The 20,856-nt window shown below is 46.6% G+C and carries 18 protein-coding genes and 1 pseudogene; 18 read left to right on the top strand and 1 reads right to left on the bottom strand.

What is annotated here, in order from left to right; all coding sequences use genetic code 11:
* The first annotated feature begins 223 nt into the window (after positions 1–223).
* The 15 genes and pseudogenes from ACED46_RS06285 (at position 224) to ureG (ending at position 13,741) form a co-directional block, all read left to right on the top strand.
* A pseudogene (locus tag ACED46_RS06285) lies at positions 224–1,212 on the top strand (sensor domain-containing diguanylate cyclase).
* A gap of 36 nt (positions 1,213–1,248) precedes the next feature.
* Positions 1,249–1,476 (top strand): zinc ribbon domain-containing protein, encoded by a 228-nt coding sequence (locus tag ACED46_RS06280; protein WP_017056199.1) that lies wholly within the window; start codon positions 1,249–1,251, stop codon positions 1,474–1,476.
* A gap of 294 nt (positions 1,477–1,770) precedes the next feature.
* A complete protein-coding gene (gene urtA, locus ACED46_RS06275) occupies positions 1,771–3,075 on the top strand; it encodes an urea ABC transporter substrate-binding protein (RefSeq protein WP_371721105.1) in 1,305 nt (434 codons plus the stop codon).
* A gap of 160 nt (positions 3,076–3,235) precedes the next feature.
* Positions 3,236–4,864 carry an urea ABC transporter permease subunit UrtB gene (gene urtB, locus ACED46_RS06270; protein ID WP_371721104.1) on the top strand — a complete coding sequence of 543 codons (1,629 nt, stop codon included), beginning with the start codon at positions 3,236–3,238 and terminating at the stop codon, positions 4,862–4,864.
* A gap of 10 nt (positions 4,865–4,874) precedes the next feature.
* A complete protein-coding gene (gene urtC / locus ACED46_RS06265) occupies positions 4,875–6,047 on the top strand; it encodes an urea ABC transporter permease subunit UrtC (RefSeq protein WP_371721103.1) in 1,173 nt (390 codons plus the stop codon).
* Positions 6,044–6,886: an urea ABC transporter ATP-binding protein UrtD gene (urtD, locus tag ACED46_RS06260; protein WP_004735116.1), complete on the top strand. Its 843-nt coding sequence runs from the start codon at positions 6,044–6,046 to the stop codon at positions 6,884–6,886. Before urtC ends, urtD begins: the two co-directional genes overlap by 4 nt.
* Position 6,887: 1 nt before the next feature.
* Entirely contained in the window at positions 6,888–7,583 is a 696-nt protein-coding gene (gene urtE, locus ACED46_RS06255) for an urea ABC transporter ATP-binding subunit UrtE (RefSeq protein WP_054542217.1), read from the top strand.
* The gene (locus tag ACED46_RS06250; protein ID WP_108111705.1) at positions 7,580–8,527 is read left to right on the top strand and encodes an urease accessory protein UreD; all 948 of its coding nucleotides are present in this window, start codon (positions 7,580–7,582) and stop codon (positions 8,525–8,527) included. The genes urtE and ACED46_RS06250 overlap by 4 nt, the downstream gene beginning before the upstream one ends.
* Before the next feature lie 133 nt (positions 8,528–8,660).
* Positions 8,661–8,963 (top strand): urease subunit gamma, encoded by a 303-nt coding sequence (ureA, locus tag ACED46_RS06245; protein WP_004735119.1) that lies wholly within the window; start codon positions 8,661–8,663, stop codon positions 8,961–8,963.
* An 11-nt stretch (positions 8,964–8,974) separates the two neighbouring features.
* Positions 8,975–9,310, top strand: a complete 336-nt coding sequence (locus ACED46_RS06240) for an urease subunit beta (protein WP_004735120.1) — start codon at positions 8,975–8,977, stop codon at positions 9,308–9,310.
* Positions 9,311–9,349: 39 nt separating this feature from the next.
* On the top strand, positions 9,350–11,053 hold the full coding sequence (gene ureC / locus ACED46_RS06235) for an urease subunit alpha (RefSeq protein WP_017084416.1): 1,704 nt from the start codon (positions 9,350–9,352) through the stop codon (positions 11,051–11,053).
* 156 nt (positions 11,054–11,209) lie between these two features.
* A complete protein-coding gene (gene ureE, locus ACED46_RS06230; protein ID WP_108175950.1) occupies positions 11,210–11,662 on the top strand; it encodes an urease accessory protein UreE in 453 nt (150 codons plus the stop codon).
* Positions 11,663–11,736: 74 nt separating this feature from the next.
* The gene (locus ACED46_RS06225; protein WP_371721102.1) at positions 11,737–12,333 is read left to right on the top strand and encodes a HupE/UreJ family protein; all 597 of its coding nucleotides are present in this window, start codon (positions 11,737–11,739) and stop codon (positions 12,331–12,333) included.
* A gap of 42 nt (positions 12,334–12,375) precedes the next feature.
* On the top strand, positions 12,376–13,056 hold the full coding sequence (locus ACED46_RS06220; protein ID WP_371721101.1) for an urease accessory protein UreF: 681 nt from the start codon (positions 12,376–12,378) through the stop codon (positions 13,054–13,056).
* A gap of 46 nt (positions 13,057–13,102) precedes the next feature.
* Complete coding sequence (gene ureG / locus ACED46_RS06215) at positions 13,103–13,741, top strand: urease accessory protein UreG (RefSeq protein WP_017062498.1); 639 nt, start codon at positions 13,103–13,105, stop codon at positions 13,739–13,741.
* Between the two features lie 106 nt (positions 13,742–13,847).
* Here ureG and xseA read toward each other — a convergent pair whose 3' ends face one another.
* Positions 13,848–15,194, bottom strand: coding sequence for an exodeoxyribonuclease VII large subunit (gene xseA, locus ACED46_RS06210; RefSeq protein WP_102450308.1), 1,347 nt, complete (start codon positions 15,192–15,194; stop codon positions 13,848–13,850).
* Between the two features lie 269 nt (positions 15,195–15,463).
* Here xseA and guaB point away from each other — a divergent pair, with 269 nt between their 5' ends.
* The 3 genes from guaB to ACED46_RS06195 all read left to right on the top strand — a co-directional run bounded on the left by guaB (position 15,464) and on the right by ACED46_RS06195 (position 20,717).
* Positions 15,464–16,927: an IMP dehydrogenase gene (gene guaB / locus ACED46_RS06205; RefSeq protein WP_371721100.1), complete on the top strand. Its 1,464-nt coding sequence runs from the start codon at positions 15,464–15,466 to the stop codon at positions 16,925–16,927.
* Between the two features lie 202 nt (positions 16,928–17,129).
* Positions 17,130–18,683, top strand: coding sequence for a glutamine-hydrolyzing GMP synthase (gene guaA, locus ACED46_RS06200; RefSeq protein WP_017110460.1), 1,554 nt, complete (start codon positions 17,130–17,132; stop codon positions 18,681–18,683).
* A 324-nt stretch (positions 18,684–19,007) separates the two neighbouring features.
* Complete coding sequence (locus ACED46_RS06195) at positions 19,008–20,717, top strand: chitinase (RefSeq protein WP_108093470.1); 1,710 nt, start codon at positions 19,008–19,010, stop codon at positions 20,715–20,717.
* The last annotated feature ends 139 nt before the right edge of the window (positions 20,718–20,856 follow it).

The following is a 20,856-nucleotide window of genomic DNA, read 5'->3' as shown; positions in this document are numbered from 1 at the left end:
TGACTGTTTAAAATTGAAATGCAGCACATGTAACTTATGCTTTCGGTGTGTGGTGATATAAATATTCTTTTTGGGGTAGATCGCTGATCAAAATAGATAAAGCGAAAGATCAACCTATGATCTTCGATTGTGTGTCGTACTAATTTAGTGTGCTATTATTAACCAATAACAAGCTTGCATAAGAACAAGCTGTACCCGATTACACAATTGAAAGCCTTAGTGAATGGAACAACAATTTTTATTAGAAGGTCATCGAGCCGTCAATAGTTTGCTGCGGAAGCTTGCGCTTGGGATGGAGCGCAAAGATTTAAATCACAAGATTATTCAGCTTACCGAGCAGCGCATGGCTTCAATTTTACTGCTCAACTCAGAGTCTAAACGTTACACCTTGAGTATGCCCCAAACCTGCCTGATTTTTACAATCAACAGATTGAAGGGATAGGAATTGGTGCGGGGATAGGCTCTTGTGGCGAGGCAGCTGCGCTTAAGAAAGCAGTGATGGTCTCCAACATAAATGCACACCCAAACTGGGCACCTTTTCTGGTCTTAACCAATCAAGCGAATTTACATGCCTGTTGGTCGGTCCCCATTATCTCGTCGCGCGGTAATGTGTTGGGTACCTTCGCTATTTATAGCCAGTACATCTCTGAACCACATGAATTTGAGCTCGAGATCTTAGAGCTACTGGCTTCCCTGTATTCGGTAGCACTAGAGAAGTTTGAGCTGGAGAACCAGCTAAACTTTTTCGCTAATCGAGATTCTTTAACCCATTGCTTGAATCGTCGCGCATTGTTTAATGAAGCGGAGAAAGTGTTGGCCAAGCGATGCTTTTCTGAAAAGGTGATGGCGTGTTTGTTTGTTGATGTCGATAAGTTCAAATCGATAAATGATACCTATGGCCACAGTTTCGGTGACGATGTGCTGTTGGCGGTTGCCGAAGTTCTTGATGAGGCAACCACAGCATGTGCCAAGATAGGCCGTTATGGTGGCGATGAGTTTGTGGTGTTCTCTTGCTTTGATGATCAAGAAAGCGTTGTTAGCTTCTACCACAGCTTAGAGAAAGCACTGCAACAAGCGCTTTATATCAATGATGTGCAGTTCTCAGTGAGTGTTGGGTTGTCTTGTGACAAAGATCCTCAAGGATTAGACCAGTTGATCGCACAAGCTGATAAGAACATGTACCAAATCAAGCAAGCGAAGTCTCAGCGGTAGTAGATTGTAAAAATAGTAGTGAATTAGGAAATGCTAATGAGTGAAAATATCTGCCCTAAGTGCCAGTCTGAGCTAGCTTGGGATGGCAAGTATCATTGTGAAAGTTGTCAGGCTCACTTTACTAAAGTTGGGTTTTGCCCTGAGTGCAGCAGCCAACTTGAGAAGCTTCAAGCCTGTGGTGCGGCGAGCTATTTTTGCAACGGTGATTGCAACGAGTTGAAATCAAAGTCGAGAGTAAAATTCGAATTTCAACCTGCGGAATAGCCTTAAACTACATGGTTTGAACGACCATCGGTGATGTTATACCAGAGACTCAATACTAAAGTGTTGGGTCTTTTTTGTATCTGAAGAACAGTAATGTGTCATCTTGGTTCATTCCCACCGTCACTGCACCAGTATGAAACATAGTTACATGATTGCTATGCACTCTATTGGTGTGATTTTCTTTTAAATTCTATTAATACAATTACTTATAAATAATTTCATTGGTTTATAAGTTTGGCACTCTTCTTGTAACTCTGTAATTGAATAACAAAAATACAATTATGGAGTAATATCATGAACAAGGTGTTCAATTTATCGCTAGCTGCACTGTGTACAACACTTTCATTTTCTTCTGCAACAGTGTTTGCTGCTGATGAGACCATCAAGGTCGGTGTTCTACACTCACTCTCTGGCACCATGGCGATCAGTGAGACAACGCTAAAAGATACCGTGCTAATGCTAATGCTAATGCTAATGCTCATCGAAGAGCAGAACAAAAAGGGCGGTTTGCTTGGTAAGAAGCTAGAGCCTGTCGTGGTTGACCCTGCGTCAAACTGGCCGCTATTTGCTGAGAAAGCGCGTGAGCTTATCGAAAAAGAGAAAGTGGATGTGGTGTTCGGTGGTTGGACGTCGGTATCACGTAAATCCATGCTACCTGTCTTTGAAGAACTCAACAGCATCCTTTTCTACCCAGTACAGTATGAAGGTGAAGAGTCTTCTAAAAACGTTTTCTACACCGGTGCCGCGCCAAACCAACAAGCGATCCCAGCAGTGGATTACTTGATGGAAGAGCTTGAAGTCGAGCGCTGGGTACTTGCAGGTACCGATTACGTTTATCCACGTACAACCAATAAGATCTTAGAAGCCTACCTAAAAGATAAAGGTGTCGCAGAAGAAGACATAATGATCAACTACACGCCATTTGGTCACTCTGATTGGCAATCTATCGTTTCAGACATCAAAAAGTTCGGTGAAGCTGGCAAGAAAACCGCTGTGGTTTCTACTGTAAACGGCGATGCGAACGTACCTTTCTATAAAGAGCTAGGCGCTCAAGGCATTTCATCTGAAGACATCCCAGTTATTGCATTCTCTGTTGGTGAAGAAGAACTGTCAGGCATGGACACAGAACCATTGGTTGGTCATCTAGCGGCATGGAACTACTTCATGAGTGTTGATACTGAAGCTAATGAAGAGTTCGTTGAAACGTGGCAGTCGTTCATCAAGAGTGAAAAGCGTGTCACCAATGACCCAATGGAAGCGCACTATGTTGGCTTCAATATGTGGGCTCAAGCGGTCACTAATGCGGGCACAACCGATCCTGAATCTGTGCAAGATGCCTTGATTGGCGTGTCTGTACCTAACCTTTCTGGCGGCTACTCTACCATGCTGCCAAACCACCACATTACTAAACCAGTCCTGATCGGTGAAATCCAAGACGATGGTCAATTCGATATCGTTTGGGAAACCACTGGACTAGTGGCGGGTGATGCTTGGTCGAGTTACTTACCTGAATCGGCAAAACTGTTCTCTAGCTGGTCGAAGCCATTCTCATGGGGTGCGTTTAACGTCGAAACGAAGAAGTGTTCTGGCGGTAACTAGATCGTCAATTCAGGAATATTGAGCCTTCCGGTTTGGGAAGAACGCGTCTGTTTAACGGGCGAAGCGAACGGAAGGCTCATCGTTTCAGGTAACAACCACTATCCACACATCCTCCAAGTAAAAATAACAATATCTAACTTGGTTGGTTAAGGAAGCAGGGATGAAAAACGTATTAAACGTATTTAAAGTGCTGTTGCTCATGGCAGTCAGTGCTCAGTTGGCTTTTGCTGGAATAACGGATGAAGCTAGCTTTACCAAGGCGCTAGTTGGTAAGAAAACATCGGATAAAGAATTAGCTATCGATTGGGTGATTGAGACGCAAACGGGAGACGTGTCGAAAGCTATTTTAGATGGCTGGTTAAACGGAAACCTTTACTACTTCAATGAGAAACAGAGCGAGCAGTACAAACAGCTCTACCTCATTCAAAGTATCAAAACAGCGACGTCAGCTCAGTCAGTATGGGATGATTCAACGCTTAATATCGAGAATGCGAGACAGTTTAAAAAGGTTCGTGTGAATAACAAACTTCGCGAGATATTACGCGGGGAAATAGCCTCGATTGGACTGAACAGCGGCAACCCTGATGTGCGTTATAAGGCGGTTTTGGATTTGTTAGGAACCAAAGACGCTGACATTATCGAACGACTAACTGAACTCAGAGCCAATGAATCAGATGGCAAAGTAGCTGAGCTAATGGATTTGTCGTTAGCGATTGCCACTTCTCTTAATAACAGTGCCACCATTGAAGATCGTGTGGCTTCAATTGAACGAGTTGGTGACTTCAAACACTCGGTGGTTCTGAAAACACTGAATCAACTGTTAAACACTGAGCAAGATCCAAGCATTACCGCTGCAGCAGAACGTGCGATGGATAGCTATCAACAAAGCCAAGCACTCTATTCGGGTGTAGAAACCGTATTCTTCGGTTTGAGCTTAGGCTCGGTATTGGTACTGGCAGGCATTGGCTTAGCGATTACCTTTGGTGTGATGGGCGTTATCAACATGGCTCATGGCGAGCTGATCATGATTGGCGCTTACACCACCTGCGTATTGCAGTTGTTGATGCCGAATCATATTGGCCTAGCGCTGATACTTTCCATTCCAGCGGCATTCATTGTTTCTGGCTTAGTGGGCATTGCGATTGAGCGAAGTGTGATTCGTCATCTTTATGGTCGCCCATTGGAAACCTTACTCGCGACCTTTGGTATTAGCTTAATCTTGCAGCAGGCTGTTCGCTCGATTTTCTCTCCTTTGAACCGCTCAGTGAGCACGCCTGAATGGATGTCTGGCGCACTTCAATTGAACCCAATGTTGTCCCTGACTTACAACCGACTTTATATCATTCTCTTCTGTGGTTTGGTATTTATGGGCTTATTAATGGTTCTGAAAAAGACACCACTAGGTTTGCAGGTTCGTGCGGTTTCTCAAAACCGTGGCATGGCTCGTGCGATGGGTATTCGTTCAGAGCGAGTTGATGCGATGACCTTCGGTTTAGGCTCTGGCGTTGCGGGTGTTGCAGGCGTGGCACTGTCTCAACTGACCAACGTTGGCCCTAATATGGGACAGGCGTACATCATCGACTCATTCATGGTGGTGGTATTCGGCGGTGTTGGCAACCTATGGGGCACGCTAGTCGCAGGCTTAAGCCTTGGTCTGTTCAATAAAATTTTAGAACCATGGGCTGGTGCGGTTCTCGCCAAGATTCTGGTACTGGTTTTCATCATTCTATTTATTCAAAAACGCCCACGCGGACTCTTCCCGCAACGTGGTCGTGCGGCTGAAGGTTAAGGACAACATCATGCAGTCAAAATCATTTGTACTTTCGGCAATGCGTGGTGACAAAGGTGGCCAACTGACCATCCTTGCCATTCTTGCGGCCGTTATTCTTATCCCACTGGCTAACACCATGTTACCAAGTGGACACCCGCTCCATGTCGAGACTTTCACTATCTCATTAATGGGCAAATACTTGAGCTACGCAATGTTGGCGTTGGCGCTCGATCTGGTGTGGGGCTATCTCGGAATCTTGAGCCTCGGCCACGGTGCTTTCTTTGCGCTTGGTGGTTATGCGATGGGCATGTACTTGATGCGCCAGATTGGTGACCGTGGGGTTTATGGTGATCCAGTCCTGCCTGACTTTATGGTGTTCCTTGATTGGTCTGCGTTGCCGTGGTTCTGGCAGGGTTTTGATCAGATCTGGTTCGCCTGCTTGATGGTGGTGCTAGTGCCGGGCGCGTTGGCTTACTTGTTTGGTTATCTGGCTTTTCGCTCTCGCGTGTCAGGGGTTTACCTTTCTATCATGACTCAGGCGTTAACTTACGCATTGATGCTGGCATTTTTCCGCAACGAGATGGGCTTTGGTGGTAACAACGGACTGACGGATTTCAAAGACATCATCGGTCTGAGCTTGCAGAGTGATGCGGTCAAGATAGGTCTGTTTGTCGCGACTGGCATTGCGCTTATTCTCAGCTACATTGCTTGTCGCATGGTGGTGACCAGTCGATTAGGTCGTGTGGCACTAGCGATTCGAGATACAGAGTCACGTACTCGCTTTATGGGCTACGACGTCGATGGCATCAAGCTGTGGGTCTTCGTTCTTTCAGCGGTTATCGCGGGTATTGCTGGGGCTTTATATGTCCCTCAAGTTGGCATCATTAACCCAGGTGAATTTGCTCCGCTCAACTCGATTGAGATTGTGGTTTGGGTAGCCTTAGGCGGTCGTGCCACTCTGTTTGGTGCCATTGTTGGGGCATTGATCATCAACTACGCCAAGAGTTGGTTTACGGTTGAGTTCCCAGAGGTGTGGTTATTTGCTCTGGGTGGACTATTCGTTCTCTCGACCATGTACTTCCCACAAGGTGTGATTGGCTTTGTCAGTGAAAAATGGCAGCAGCTACGCAAGGCATCAAATGGGAAAAACCAAGATGAAGATAAGGATGATCAGCACAAAGCCAAGGAGGTGATCGCATGACCACATTTAATAGCGTAAAGGAATCGGTTCAGGCGTTCACTCGTCGAGACCAAGTCTTTGATTACCTTAAACCTGATATTCACCCCGCTATCGATACTCGCCACAACGTGCTGTTGTATGTGGAAGGCGTCAACAAAAGCTTCGATGGTTTCCAAGCGATAAACGATCTGAACCTCTACATCAATGAAGGAGAGCTTCGCTGCATCATAGGCCCTAATGGCGCAGGTAAAACCACCATGATGGACATCATCACAGGTAAAACTAAGCCAGATACTGGCGAGGTGTGGTTGGGTTCGAACATCAACTTATTGAAGATGAACGAAGCCGAAATCGCCAATGCAGGCGTTGGGCGTAAATTCCAAAAACCGACCGTGATAGAGTGTTTAACCGTGTGGCAGAACCTTGAATTAGCCATGGCCGGTGACCGTTCAGTGTGGGCGACGTTCACTGCGGTGATGTCTGGTGAACAGAAAGACAAATTGACCTCGGTACTTGAGCTGATTCATTTAAAAGACGAAGCGGCTAACTTGGCAGGTAACCTGTCTCACGGTCAGAAACAGTGGTTAGAGATAGGCATGTTATTGATGCAAAACCCTAGGCTATTGTTGGTGGATGAACCCGTTGCAGGGATGACTCACCAAGAGATGGACCGTACCTCTGAGTTACTTAACTCACTGGCAGGCAAGCACTCAGTGGTCGTGGTTGAACACGATATGGATTTCGTTCGTTCGATTGCTAGCCATGTCACCGTGCTTCATCAAGGTCACGTGTTGGCTGAAGGCACTATGGATCAAGTGCAGGCTCACCCTGAAGTTAAACAAGTTTATCTCGGAGAATAGGATGTTAGAGGTTAAATCAGTTAATCAATATTACGGTGAGAGCCACACGCTGTGGGATTTGGACATGCAGATCCCGGAAGGCAAGTGCACAGTGTTAATGGGACGAAACGGTGTCGGTAAAACGACGTTGCTGCAATGCATCATGGGGTTGGTTAAGGTCGAGAGCGGTGACATTTCGTTATCGGGTGAGTCGCTTTTGAAAACCGATGCGGAAGAGCGTGCTCGCCAAGGTATCGGTTATGTGCCGCAAGGCCGTCAGATCTTTCCGATGCTTACCGTTCAAGAAAACCTAGAAGTCGGCTTGCCGATTCGCGAAAAGGGCGACCGTAAGATCCCTGAGTTCATCTTCGATATATTCCCAGTATTAAAAGAGATGCTGCATCGTCGCGGTGGTGACTTATCTGGTGGTCAGCAACAACAACTCGCGATTGGGCGTGCGCTGGTGGTCAATCCAAAACTGTTGATCTTGGATGAACCGACAGAAGGTATTCAGCCCAATATCGTGCAAGAGATTGGTGACATCATTCGCATGCTCAACGAGAAGATGGGACTCACAGTACTGCTTGTTGAGCAGAAGCTGCCATTTGCGAGAAAGGTCGGTGACCGATTTTGCATTATCGACCGTGGTCGTCAGGTAGCTGAAGGTGAAATGAAAGGGCTCAATGAGTCCTTGATTAAGGAGTACCTAACCGTATGAGCTCTCTATATTCTTCGAGTGAAGCAATAAATGCTTCTTTAGCGGGAGTGTTGTCTCTGAATGAGACCATCGAACAAGATATTCGAGACGGTTGGCAGGCGAGCTTAAACCTCACCTTTGTCGACCGTGGTGATAAAACCGTATTAAAGAATCGTCAGCAGTCTGGTCCGCTTGCTGTGCAACGCCCCTTGTATCCTGATGGGGAAACGTGTCACACCTACTTACTCCATCCCCCCGGCGGAGTGGTAGGTGGTGACACTCTCAATATTGAAGCGACCATCGAAAGCGGTGCGCATGCGTTGATCACCACACCCGGTGCGACCAAGTTTTATCGCTCAAACAACAAGTACGCCAAGCAGAAGCAGACCCTACGAGTGAAGAAAGGTGCACGCTTGGAATGGATGCCGCAAGAGAACATCTTTTTCCCGAATGCACACGTTCGTTTAGATACTGAAATTCGCCTAGAAAAGGGCGCACAGTTTTGGGGTTGGGAGATGCACTGTTTTGGACGCCCTGCACAGAATGAGGGATTCGAGCATGGTCACCTCGTTGGGAAAACAGAAATCTATCTTGATAATCAAAGGCTTCTGACTGAAGGTTTTAATTTTCACGGTGGCGATAAGTTAATGATAAATATGGGGTTACTTGATTATTCAATGATGGGAACCTTTTATATTACTTCAAATGAGAAGCAAGATTTAGAGTTGGTACAGAGCTTGCTCTTATCTATTACACAGCAAGCTTCACAGCAATCAGTTACATCAAAAACGTCGAGTGAACCCACATTAATATTGGGTGCGACTCAGATAGAAGGATTGATTGTGGTGCGAGCCTTGGGTAATTGGAGTGAAGACATCCTCCAGGCCTTTGGTCAGATTTGGCAAGCAACTCGCTCTCATTTATGTGGTACGACTCCTGATTTACCAAGGATTTGGGCGACTTAGCGATTAGCCCTTTTTGTACCTAGGGTGACTTCCGACCCTAGGTACATTTTTTCAAGCTTGCTGTGATTGAATCCCACTTACTGCTCATGTGTTTTTGAGCACTAAGAAAACAACACTAACAGCGGGCGGCTAAATGGAATTAACACCAAGAGAAAAAGATAAGCTACTTATCTTCTGCGCAGGAATGCTGGCACAGCAGCGCAAACAAAAAGGCTTAAAACTCAACTACCCAGAATCTATTGCACTGATCAGCAGTGCCATTCTCGAAGGTGCCCGCGAGGGTAAAACCGTTTCAGAATTAATGGATTTTGGGCGCACACTGCTTACTGTCGACGACGTTATGGAGGGGATCCCTTCCATGATCCCTGATGTACAAGTCGAAGCCACTTTTCCTGATGGCACCAAGCTGGTGACCGTTCATGAACCTATCGTGTAGGGAGAAGTAATATGGCTGGTTCCACAAAACAATACTCAGGATTCGTTCCCGGAAAAGTCGAAACCGCACCGGGTGACATCACTCTCAATGAAGGCCGCGACACAACGTCCGTTAAGGTACAGAACATTGGCGATCGTCCTGTCCAAATTGGCTCTCATTACCACTTCTATGAAGCAAACCCTTCGCTGATCTTTGACCGAGAAGCCACTAAAGGTTTTCGACTCAATATTCCTGCTGGTACTGCAACCCGCTTTGAGCCGGGTCAGTCGCGCAGCGTCGAGTTAGTGCGTTACGCCGGTAAGTTAGAGATCTATGGCTTCCAAGGAAAGGTGATGGGCAAGCTCTAAGCGCTCCCACGGAATAATGAAAATAACAAAGGATTGAACATGGCGACGATATCCAGACAGGCTTATGCCGAAATGTTTGGGCCAACAGTCGGTGACCGAGTGCGTCTTGCTGACACTGATTTATGGCTAGAAGTTGAAAAGGATTACACCGTATACGGCGACGAAGTGAAGTTCGGCGGCGGTAAAGTTATCCGTGATGGACAAGGGCAAAGCCAGCGTCCAAGTGCCGAAACTCCAGATTTGGTGATCACCAATGCGATTGTGTTGGATTACTGGGGCATCGTAAAGGCCGATGTCGCAGTCAAAGACGGCCGCGTTCAGGCATTGGGTAAAGCGGGCAACCCTGATGTTCAGCCGGGCGTTGATATTGTGATTGGCCCGGGCACGGAAATTTTAGCCGGCGAAGGTTCAATTCTGACTGCTGGTGGCATTGATTCACACATCCACTTTATCTGCCCACAACAGATTGAAGAAGCACTGGCGTCAGGTGTCACAACCATGATTGGCGGTGGCACGGGGCCAAACACAGGTACTAACGCGACCACATGCACGCCGGGGCCTTGGAACATGCACCGCATGTTGGAGTCACTCGATCAATTCCCGATGAACTTTGGTTTGTTAGGCAAAGGCAATGCCAGTCAGCCAGAAGCTCTACGCGAACAAGTAGCGGCAGGTGCTGTGGGTTTGAAGTTGCACGAAGACTGGGGAACCACACCCGCTTCAATCGATACCTGCTTGAGCGTTGCCGATGAAATGGACGTACAAGTCGCGATTCATACCGACACTCTGAATGAATCTGGTTTTGTTGAATCGACACTTGGCGCAATCGGTGATCGCGTGATTCATACCTATCACACCGAAGGTGCGGGCGGTGGTCATGCTCCCGATATTATTCGTGCTGCAGGTGAGCCGAACGTTTTGCCCTCCTCAACCAATCCAACACGCCCTTACACCATCAATACCGTCGATGAGCATTTGGATATGTTGATGGTGTGTCATCACCTTTCACCATCGATTGCTGAAGATGTCGCGTTCGCCGAATCGCGTATTCGCCGTGAAACCATTGCCGCAGAAGACATTCTTCATGACTTAGGCGCGTTCTCGATGATCGCTTCGGATTCACAAGCTATGGGGCGAGTGGGTGAAGTAATAACTCGAACTTGGCAAACCGCACACAAGATGAAAGTTCAGCGCGGTAGCCTAAAAGAAGATTCAGACTACAGCGATAACTTCCGATTAAGACGCTATGTCGCTAAGTACACCATCAACCCAGCGATCACTCATGGTATGTCTCATGAAATCGGTTCGATCGAAGCCGGGAAATTAGCTGACCTAGTTCTATGGAAGCCAGCCTTCTTTGGCGTGAAACCAAGCGTGATTTTGAAAGGCGGCATGATCGCCATGGCGCCGATGGGTGACCCAAACGCTTCAATCCCAACCCCTCAGCCAGTTCACTACCGTTCAATGTTTGGTAGCTACGGCAAGGCATGTCAAAACACATCAATGTTGTTTGTTTCTAAGGAAGCCAAGGCGCAGAACATTGATAAGCAATTGGGTTTGCAGAGCTTGATTGGTGTTGTGAGCAACTGCCGAAATATCAGCAAAGCCGACATGAAGCTCAACGATTGGATGCCGAAGATTGAGGTGGATTCTCAGACGTATCAAGTACGCGCCGATGGTGAATTGCTAACTTGTGAGCCTGCTGAAGAACTACCAATGGCACAACGGTATTTTCTATTTTAAGAGCTCGGTTGAAGGCTCTTATTTTAAGGCTTAGCTGAGGGCTCTTTGACTGAAGACTCTTATTTTAGTCCTTTAGCTGAAGCTCCAATTTTAAACCTTGGCTGAAGGCTCTTATTTTGAACGTTATAAATCTCACAAGGAGATTGAGGTAATAGCATGATTGAACTGACTCAACTGAAGACTCAAATACAAAATGCACCGGACGGCTATTTGAGCCTGCCGATCGATAGCCGCATTAAAAGCCGCCTTAAGGTGATGCTCGATGACGGGCGCAATGCCGGGCTGTTTCTACCACGAGGTCATATCTTGCGTGGTGGCGAACAACTCTCAAGTGAATGCGGTTTAGTCGTAGAAGTGAAAGCGGCACCAGAAACCGTTTCGACTGTTTACTGTGAAGACTTGCTCCTGTTAACGCGAGTGGCGTATCACCTTGGTAACCGTCATGTTCCACTGCAAGTGGAAGCGGGTTGGGTTCGTTATCAACACGACCATGTTTTAGATGAAATGGTTGAAGGCTTAGGCGCGAAAGTGACTACCGAGAAACAACCGTTTGAACCAGAAGGCGGTGCTTATGGCGGTCGCTCTGGTGGACATCATCACCATCATTAATCGAGTCATTGATGACTCACTAAACGATTTATATAACAACAAATATTAATAACTATAAACGCAAGGAACTCGCGATGAACTTTAAAACAGCTGCAGGCTTATGCACTTTCACAATAGCTTCTCTAACAACATCAACGATGGCTTTCGCTCACCCAGGACATGGGGCGCATTCAGTTCATGAGTCTCACTCGTTTATGTCTGGCTTAACTCACCCTGTGACTGGCATGGATCATCTGATCATGCTGATCGCTTTCGGTTTGTTAATCGGCGCACTGTCATTTTCAACCAAGATAAAAGCCGCTCTGATTGGCGGCGGGTTGGCGTCTTTGGTGGTCGGACTCATCGCAGGCCAAGCCTTAGGTTTCTCTGTGATTGTTGAGCCTGCCATTATCGCTTCTCTGTTTGTCGTCAGCTTATGTTTATGGCATGTATTCTCACCATCAACCAAGCGTATAAACAGCGTATTAGTTGCTTCGATTGCTATGTTGTTCTTCCATGGTTACGCACACGGCGTTGAAGCCGCGAGCAACCTGACTCAGTTCGCAACAGGCATGAGTATCAGTGCTTTGGCTCTGATGGTTATCGGTACTTTTGTTGGTCGCGCGGTTTACTCTAAATGGTTGTCAGTCGGCGTGGCTTCAGCAAGCGCACTATTGCTGTTAGGCGCGTAGGCTCTCGAACTTATTTGATTCTGGAAGACTGAGGGCACGATTATGACCACAACAGAAAATGTAGCCGTCTATCGTCTGTTTCAATTGATCAGTCCATCGTTGCCGATTGGTGGGTTCACTTATTCGCAAGGCTTAGAGCTAGCGGTTGAAGCGGGGTGGGTGAGCGATCGCAACAGCATGGAACGGTGGCTTAATACCATCGTCAGTTCCAGTGTCGCAACTTTGGAATTACCTATCTTAGAGCGTCTTTATCACGCGCTAGAAAAGGGTGAAATCGATGAGATTGAGCATTGGTGTAACTACTTATATTCAAGCCGTGAAACCAGTGAATTGCGAGCGGAAGAAAAGCAGCGTGGGCATGCATTGAACACCTTGTTGAAGCGCTTGGATATCGATATTTCGCTGGTGGATTCTGTTGATAGTCATCCAAACCAATTGTTGGGCATGTGTATGGCGGCTCAGCATTGGGGTATTGATTTAGAGAGCCTCAAGCAGGGTTATTTATGGAGTTGGCTTGAAAACATCGTTACCGCAGGGGTCAAGTTAGTGCCTTTAGGTCAAACCGATGGTCAGTTGACACTGATTAATATCACCAATACGTTTCCCGAGATCATTGAGAAAGCACGCACGATAGAAGATTGGATGATAGGGAGCTTTTCGCCTTCGATGGCATTAGCGAGTTCACTGCACGAAACACAATACACACGACTATTTCGTTCGTAGCGGTTAGCGCGAACGATGTAGCAAAAAGAATATAAGGAAGTAGACAATGGAAAGTTATAAGCAACCACTTCGAATTGGTATTGGCGGCCCGGTAGGGTCTGGTAAAACAGCATTGTTAGAGGTGCTATGTAAGGCGATTAGAGACAAGCTCAACATTGCTGTGGTAACCAACGACATCTACACCCAGGAAGATGCCAAGATACTCACACGTGCAGAGGCTCTCGAACCTGACCGCATCATTGGTGTAGAAACGGGTGGCTGTCCGCACACTGCGATCCGTGAAGATGCGTCGATGAACTTAGCTGCGGTAGAAGAGCTTGCTAAACTGCATAAGAACCTCGATGTGGTATTCGTCGAAAGCGGTGGCGACAACCTCAGTGCCACGTTCAGCCCAGAGTTAGCCGACCTTACTATCTATGTAATCGATGTAGCGGAAGGGGAGAAGATCCCACGTAAAGGCGGACCGGGTATTACACGTTCTGATCTGCTGGTTATCAACAAGATCGATTTAGCACCATATGTAGGAGCGTCGCTTGAGGTAATGGAGCAAGACACTCAGCGCATGCGACCAACCAAGCCATATGTGTTCACCAACCTAAAAGAGAGTCAAGGCTTAGACTTCATCATCAACTTTATTGTGACGGAAGGGATGCTAACCATGAAGGAGCCTTCTACGACTGAGTAGGATTTGAATCAGGTCGTTTCTTTTGAAGCCAGTAGATACAAAAAAGCCCTGTCGATTATCGATAGGGCTTTCTTGTTTTAAATGATTTTTAACGTCCTAGTTGAATCTAAAGCTCGCTCTTAGCGACTCTTGTTGTCACTTGCGATTCAATTACACCGTCTTCAACTTGGGTGGTGATCACTTCGCCTACTTCGACGTCGTTGATTGATGACACAGTCTTGCTCGATGTTGAATGGGTAATGCTGTAACCACGCTTTAGAGTTGCCAGCGGGCTCACTGTTTCTAACTTCTCGGCAGCCATAGCTAGCTGGTGGCGAGTGGTTAGTAGTGTTTTATCCATTGCATCTAATAGCTTTTGCTCTGAACGTTGTAGATGCAGTTTTTGTTCACCAAGGCGCTTTACTGGTGAGTTCAGCTGAAGTTGGTGCTGTTTACGTTCAACACGCTGTGCATGTTGTTTTAGGTATTGAGTCATACCACGACGCAAACGCATGTCTAGGTCATCAAGCTGCTGACTCTGCTTTTGCAGTTGGTAGCTCGGGTGTTGTTTCTCTAAGCGGTATTTCAACGTTTGAGTTGATTGTGCTTGTTTGATTAGCACATGACGAATCGCACTTACTAAACGAGCACGTTTAGACGCATAAGCTTGCTCCTTATGACTGTTGTCACGGCTAACCAATTCAGCGGCTGCTGATGGCGTTGGAGCTCGCATGTCTGCGACGAAATCGGCGATAGTGACGTCAACTTCGTGGCCAACGGCACTGATAATCGGGATCTGGCTTGCTGCAATGGTGCGAGCGACGATCTCGTTATTGAAACACCATAAGTCTTCTAATGAACCGCCGCCACGACCAACGATCAATACGTTACACTCGTTGCGCTCATTGGCACGTCCAATCGCTTGAGCGATCTGAATCGAAGCTCCTTCACCTTGTACCATGGTCGGATACACGATGACTGGCAATGAAGGGTCGCGTCTCTTGAGAACATCGAGAATATCGAAGAGGGCTGCGCCTGTTTTAGAGGTGATGACACCGACGCACTTAGGATGTTCTGGCAGAATCTGCTTACTGGATTGAGCAAATAAGCCTTCCGCCGCTAAGTTCATCTTAAGTTTTTCAAATTCTTGCTGAAGCTTACCATCACCCTCTGGCTGCATGCTTTCTATAATCAGCTGATAGTCACCGCGTGGCTCATAAAGAGACAGACGTGCTTTGACTAAAACTTGATTACCGTTCTGAGGCTTAAAAGTCACACGGCGGTTATTGCCACGAAACATAGCGCACTTAACTTGAGCGCGAGAGTCTTTAAGCGTGAGGTACCAGTGACCAGAGACAGGTGCAGAGAAATTTGAGATTTCACCAACGAGCCAGACTATTCCCATTTCGTTTTCTAATAGGAGACGAACCTCTGAGTTGAGGCGAGAAACAGTAAAGATGTTTGGATTAGTCATAGAAGCACTATCTTTCCTTGAAGGAAGGTCTTTCTTGGAATCTCACAGGGCGTGAGTATGGAAGATAGCGGCAATATAATACATAGCAAGGGGGTAAATGCAAATTAAAAATACAAAAATGTGTAGCCAAGCGATTTCGTTGGCCGTATAATCCGTCCGCAATATCTAATCCAAATGCAGTTTGATTTTCCTTAATTGGCTGCCCTCATTAGGCGAAACGATGAGATTGGATTGTTTCTTTTTACTCCTATTATTGTGAGATATTGCAAATGCTAAGAATTGCCAAAGAAGCGCTGACATTCGACGACGTACTGCTAGTGCCAGCACACTCCACCGTTCTCCCTAATACAGCTGATCTTCGCACTCAGCTGACGAAGAATATTTCCCTAAACATCCCAATGATCTCTGCATCGATGGATACTGTGACAGAAGCTCGCCTAGCGATTGCACTGGCACAAGAAGGCGGAATAGGCTTCATTCATAAGAACATGTCTATTGAACAGCAAGCAGAAATGGTTCGCCAGGTTAAAATTTACGAAGCAGGTGTGGTTTCTCACCCTGTTACTGTAAACCCTGATGCGATAATCGCTGATGTTGTAGCCCTTACTCAAAAACACGGCTTTGCCGGTTTCCCTGTTGTTACTGAAACAAACGAACTTGTTGGTATTATTACTGGCCGTGACGTTCGCTTTGTGACTGACCTTTCTAAGAAAGTTGATGTAGTAATGACGCCTAAAGCTCGCCTTGCTTCTGTTAAAGAAGGTGCAACTCGTGAAGAAGTTCAAGAGAAAATGCATGAAGCGCGCGTTGAAAAAGTTCTTGTTGTAAATGATGACTTCCAACTAACTGGAATGATCACTGCGAAAGATTTCCATAAAGCAGAACGTAAACCAAACGCTTGTAAAGATGAGCGCGGCAGCCTACGTGTAGGTGCAGCTGTTGGTGCTGGTGCTGGTAACGAAGAGCGCGTTGCTGCTCTTGTTGAAGCTGGCGTAGACGTTCTACTTATCGACTCTTCACACGGTCACTCTGAAGGCGTACTTAACCGTATTCGTGATACGCGTGCTACATACCCTGATCTACAAATCATCGGTGGTAACGTAGCAACTGGCGCTGGCGCTCGTGCTCTTATCGAAGCGGGTGTTAGTGCGGTTAAAGTAGGTATCGGCCCGGGTTCAATCTGTACGACTCGTATCGTTACTGGTGTTGGTGTTCCGCAAGTAACAGCAATCGCAGACGCAGCTGAAGTGGCTAACGAATACGGTATTCCAGTAATCGCAGATGGCGGCATTCGCTTCTCTGGCGATATCTGTAAAGCTATCGTTGCTGGCGCATCTTGTGTGATGGTTGGTTCAATGTTCGCTGGTACTGAAGAAGCACCGGGTGAAGTCATCCTTTATAACGGTCGTTCTTACAAGTCTTACCGTGGTATGGGTTCTCTTGGCGCTATGTCTCAAGGTTCTTCTGACCGTTACTTCCAATCTGACAATGCTGCAGACAAGCTTGTTCCAGAAGGTATTGAAGGTCGTATCGCATACAAAGGTCGTCTAAAAGAGATCGTTCACCAACAGATGGGCGGCTTACGCTCAAGCATGGGCCTAACGGGTTCTGCAACTGTTGAAGACATGCGTACTAAAGCTGAGTTTGTTCGTATCTCTGGTGCGGGCATGAAAGAATCTCACGTACACGATGTTCAAATCACGAAAGAAGCACCTAACTACCGTTTAGGTTAATAATACGTCCGAACGTTTGAATAATGTGCTGATTTAGTCGGCACATTATTTTATCTACCGTCTGTTTTGTTAAAAGTCCGATTTTCTCAAAACACGTGATTAAAGATATCTAACGAAAACGTTTGCTTTATTTCTTGAAGAGTTAATCAGAGGTGAGTAAACTCGCCTCCGTTTTATCACATAGCCAATAAGACTGCTTACAATGACTAAAAATATTCATGACCAACGTATTCTAATTCTGGACTTCGGTTCTCAATACACACAGCTAGTAGCTCGTCGTATTCGTGAGATCGGTGTTTACTGTGAACTTTGGAGCTGGGACGTAGAAGAAGCGGATATTCGTGAATTCAATCCAGACGGCATCATCCTATCTGGTGGCCCTGAAAGTGTAACGGAAGAGAATTCTCCACGTGCACCTCAGTACGTATTTGATTCAGGTGTTCCTGTCTTCGGTATCTGCTACGGCATGCAAACTATGGCTGAGCAACTTGGCGGTAAAGTAGCAACGTCTACTGAGCGCGAGTTCGGCTACGCAGCGGTACAAGTAACGGGTGAATCTGCACTTTTCGCTGACCTTGAGACGACTCAAGATGTTTGGATGAGCCACGGTGACAAAGTGGTTGAAATCCCTGCTGATTTTACAAAAATCGCAGAGACAGACACTTGCCCATACGCAGCAATGGCAAACGAAGAGAAGAAATACTACGGTGTTCAATTCCACCCAGAAGTAACACACACTAAAAACGGCCTAAAAATGCTAGAGAACTTCGTTCTTAACGCGTGTGGTTGTGAAGGTCTGTGGACTTCAGCGTCTATCATTGAAGATGCAGTTGCACGTATTAAAGAACAAGTAGGTGACGACGAAGTTATCCTTGGTCTTTCTGGTGGTGTTGATTCATCTGTAGTTGCAATGCTTGCTCACCGCGCTATCGGCGACAAACTAACATGTGTATTTGTTGATAACGGCCTTCTTCGTTTAAACGAAGGCGAGCAGGTTATGGACATGTTTGGTGACAAATTCGGCCTTAACATCATTAAAGTTGATGCTGAAGAACGTTTCCTTAACGCTCTGGAAGGCGAAGCTGAACCAGAAGCGAAACGTAAGATCATCGGTCACGTATTCGTAGATATCTTCGACGAAGAGTCTAAGAAACTGAAGAATGCTAAATGGCTTGCTCAGGGTACTATCTACCCAGACGTCATCGAGTCTGCAGCATCTAAGACTGGCAAAGCACACGTAATCAAATCTCACCACAACGTTGGTGGCCTTCCTGATGATATGGAAATGGGCCTTGTTGAGCCTCTACGTGAGCTGTTTAAAGATGAAGTACGTAAGATCGGCCTAGAGCTTGGTCTTCCATACAACATGCTTTACCGCCACCCATTCCCGGGTCCAGGTCTAGGTGTTCGTGTACTAGGCGAAGTGAAGAAAGAGTACTGTGATTTACTGCGTCGTGCTGATGCTATCTTCATTGAAGAGCTTCACGCTGCTGACCTTTACCACAAAGTATCTCAAGCATTCACGGTATTCCTACCAGTACGTTCAGTTGGCGTAATGGGCGATGGCCGTAAGTACGATTGGGTTGTATCTCTACGTGCTGTAGAAACTATCGACTTCATGACTGCTCACTGGGCACACCTACCATACGACTTCCTAGGTAAGGTTTCTAACCGTATTATCAACGAAGTTAACGGCATTTCACGTGTTGTTTACGATATTTCTGGTAAGCCACCAGCAACTATCGAGTGGGAATAATCTCTTAGAGATTTAACCAGTTTTGATTTGGCTATTATTTGACTTAGCCATGATTTGACTTAATTATTAAAAGCCTCGAACTCAAGTTCGGGGCTTTTTTATTTCTGACTCAGGGTATTAAAAGCTTATAGCTGACAACTAAACACCAAATCAGTTGGAAACTAGATATCAGCTCAAGAAACCATGAGACGCTTTGTTGTGTTGAGCTATATATCAAAAAGATCACTCGCACTTTTTATAAATTCACACCGCTACAGCTAGGCCATTTCACATGTGAAGCATACTCTTTGATGGACTTATTAAGGACAGATAAGAGAATCCATCATGTTAAAAATCAAATATTTGGCGACAGTGCTCGGCTGCACATTGGCAGCGCAGAGTCATGCGTCTTTGAACATCCAACCTGATCCGCAAAACCCGAATGGTTACCTTGTTGAAAAGTCGGCCCTACAAGCTGCTGAACAAGCGAAAACATCCGATCCTATGTATGCGATCTGGTCACAAGCATTACAGACTCGTCCCAATAGTATTGTTGAAGCGATAGAACCGGGCTTAGCCTCTAATCCTGAAAACGTGAAACGAGTCGAGCGTGTATTCCCCCAATCTGAATGGGATTTCCTCACTCAGATGGCAGCATCAGAATATACTTACACTCGCTTCTTACGTGCGATTGGCAAATTCCCAGCCTTCTGTGGAGAGTACACCGACGGCCGTGACTCCGACGCCATTTGTAAAAAATCCATCATCACCGCTTTTGCTCACTTCTCTCAAGAGACGGGCGGTCACATCGCGATAGACAACACCTCTGATAATCCATTAGCTCTAGAAGAATGGCAGCAAGCGCTGGTGCATGTTCGTGAAATGGGTTGGTCTGAAGGCCAAGAAGGTTATACCACGGGTTGTGGTCAGAACGATTGGCAGAATGCACGTTGGCCATGTGCCGCGGGGCAGGGCTACTTCGGTCGTGGTGCTAAACAGCTTTCTTACCACTTTAATTACGGTGCGTTCTCAGAAGTGATGTTCGATGGCGATGCAACGGTGCTATTGAATAATCCAGGCTTGGTTGCTGATTCATGGTTGAACTTGGCTTCTGCTATCTGGTTCTTCCTTACGCCTCAAGCGCCTAAACCAGCCATGCTGCACGTGATTGACCGTACTTGGACTCCCTCTCAACGCGAGTTGGATGCAGGTATTGGTTATGGCTTTGGTACCACAATCAACGTGATTAATGGTGGTATTGAATGTGGTGAGCAGAACAAAGATAAAGGCCAACCCGTTAACCGTATTCGTTACTGGGAAGGGCTAGCGGCGCACTATCAAATTCCGGTAGAAGCGGATGAAGCCAATACTTGTTGGCAGCAAACGCCTTACGGAAGCTTGAATCTCAATGGCGCGACCGATGTGTTGTACACCAACTGGGATGGTAACTGGAAATACTACGCAGACCGCCCAGAAGGCTACTCATTTGAATGTGAGTTGGTTGGATTCCAAACGGCATATTCAGCGCTAGTGGCTGGCGATTACGAGAAGTGTGTGACGAATTTTTATGGTTCTCATGCGAGCTGGCCTGAAGTGAAAGTGGTCGATAAGCTTGATCCGGTAGACCCTGGAACTGATCCGGGTGGTAATGGTTGGAGTGCGACTAAGGTTTACAATGCGGGTGACCAAGTGACTCATAATGGCGCAACCTACGAAGCGAAATGGTGGACACAAGGGGATGACCCAGCGAATAGCGGCCCTTGGAAATTGGTTGCTGGAGAGTCAACTCCACCCGTGACAGATCCATCGCCAGTTGACCCTGCACCTGTCGATCCTGCTCCGGTAGACCCAACACCAGTTGAACCACCTGTTACCGAGCCGCCTGTCGTCGTTGACCCATCGGTGTTTATCACATGGCAAGCGGGCGTTAGCCAAGTGAGTAACGGAGATAAAGTGACGCATAACGGCAAGTGTTTCGTGGCTAAAAACGGCCCAGGTGTATGGGAAAGCCCTGTTCAGTCGAATTGGTTCTGGGATGAAATCAGTTGTAATTGATAGTCTGAATGCTGAAGAGGTGACCTAAGTTACGAGTTCAATCGTACGACCATAATGATATAAATAATCAAAAGCCGAAAGTTTCTACTTTCGGCTTTTTTTCGTTTCGAACTTGGCTATCTAAGGAGGGCTATTGGTC

The sequence above is a fragment of the Vibrio sp. 1S139 genome (assembly GCF_041439475.1).
GTDB lineage: Bacteria > Pseudomonadota > Gammaproteobacteria > Enterobacterales > Vibrionaceae > Vibrio > Vibrio crassostreae_C.
Note: the sequence above shows the minus strand (reverse complement) of the source record. Positions and strands in the feature narration are given on the sequence as shown.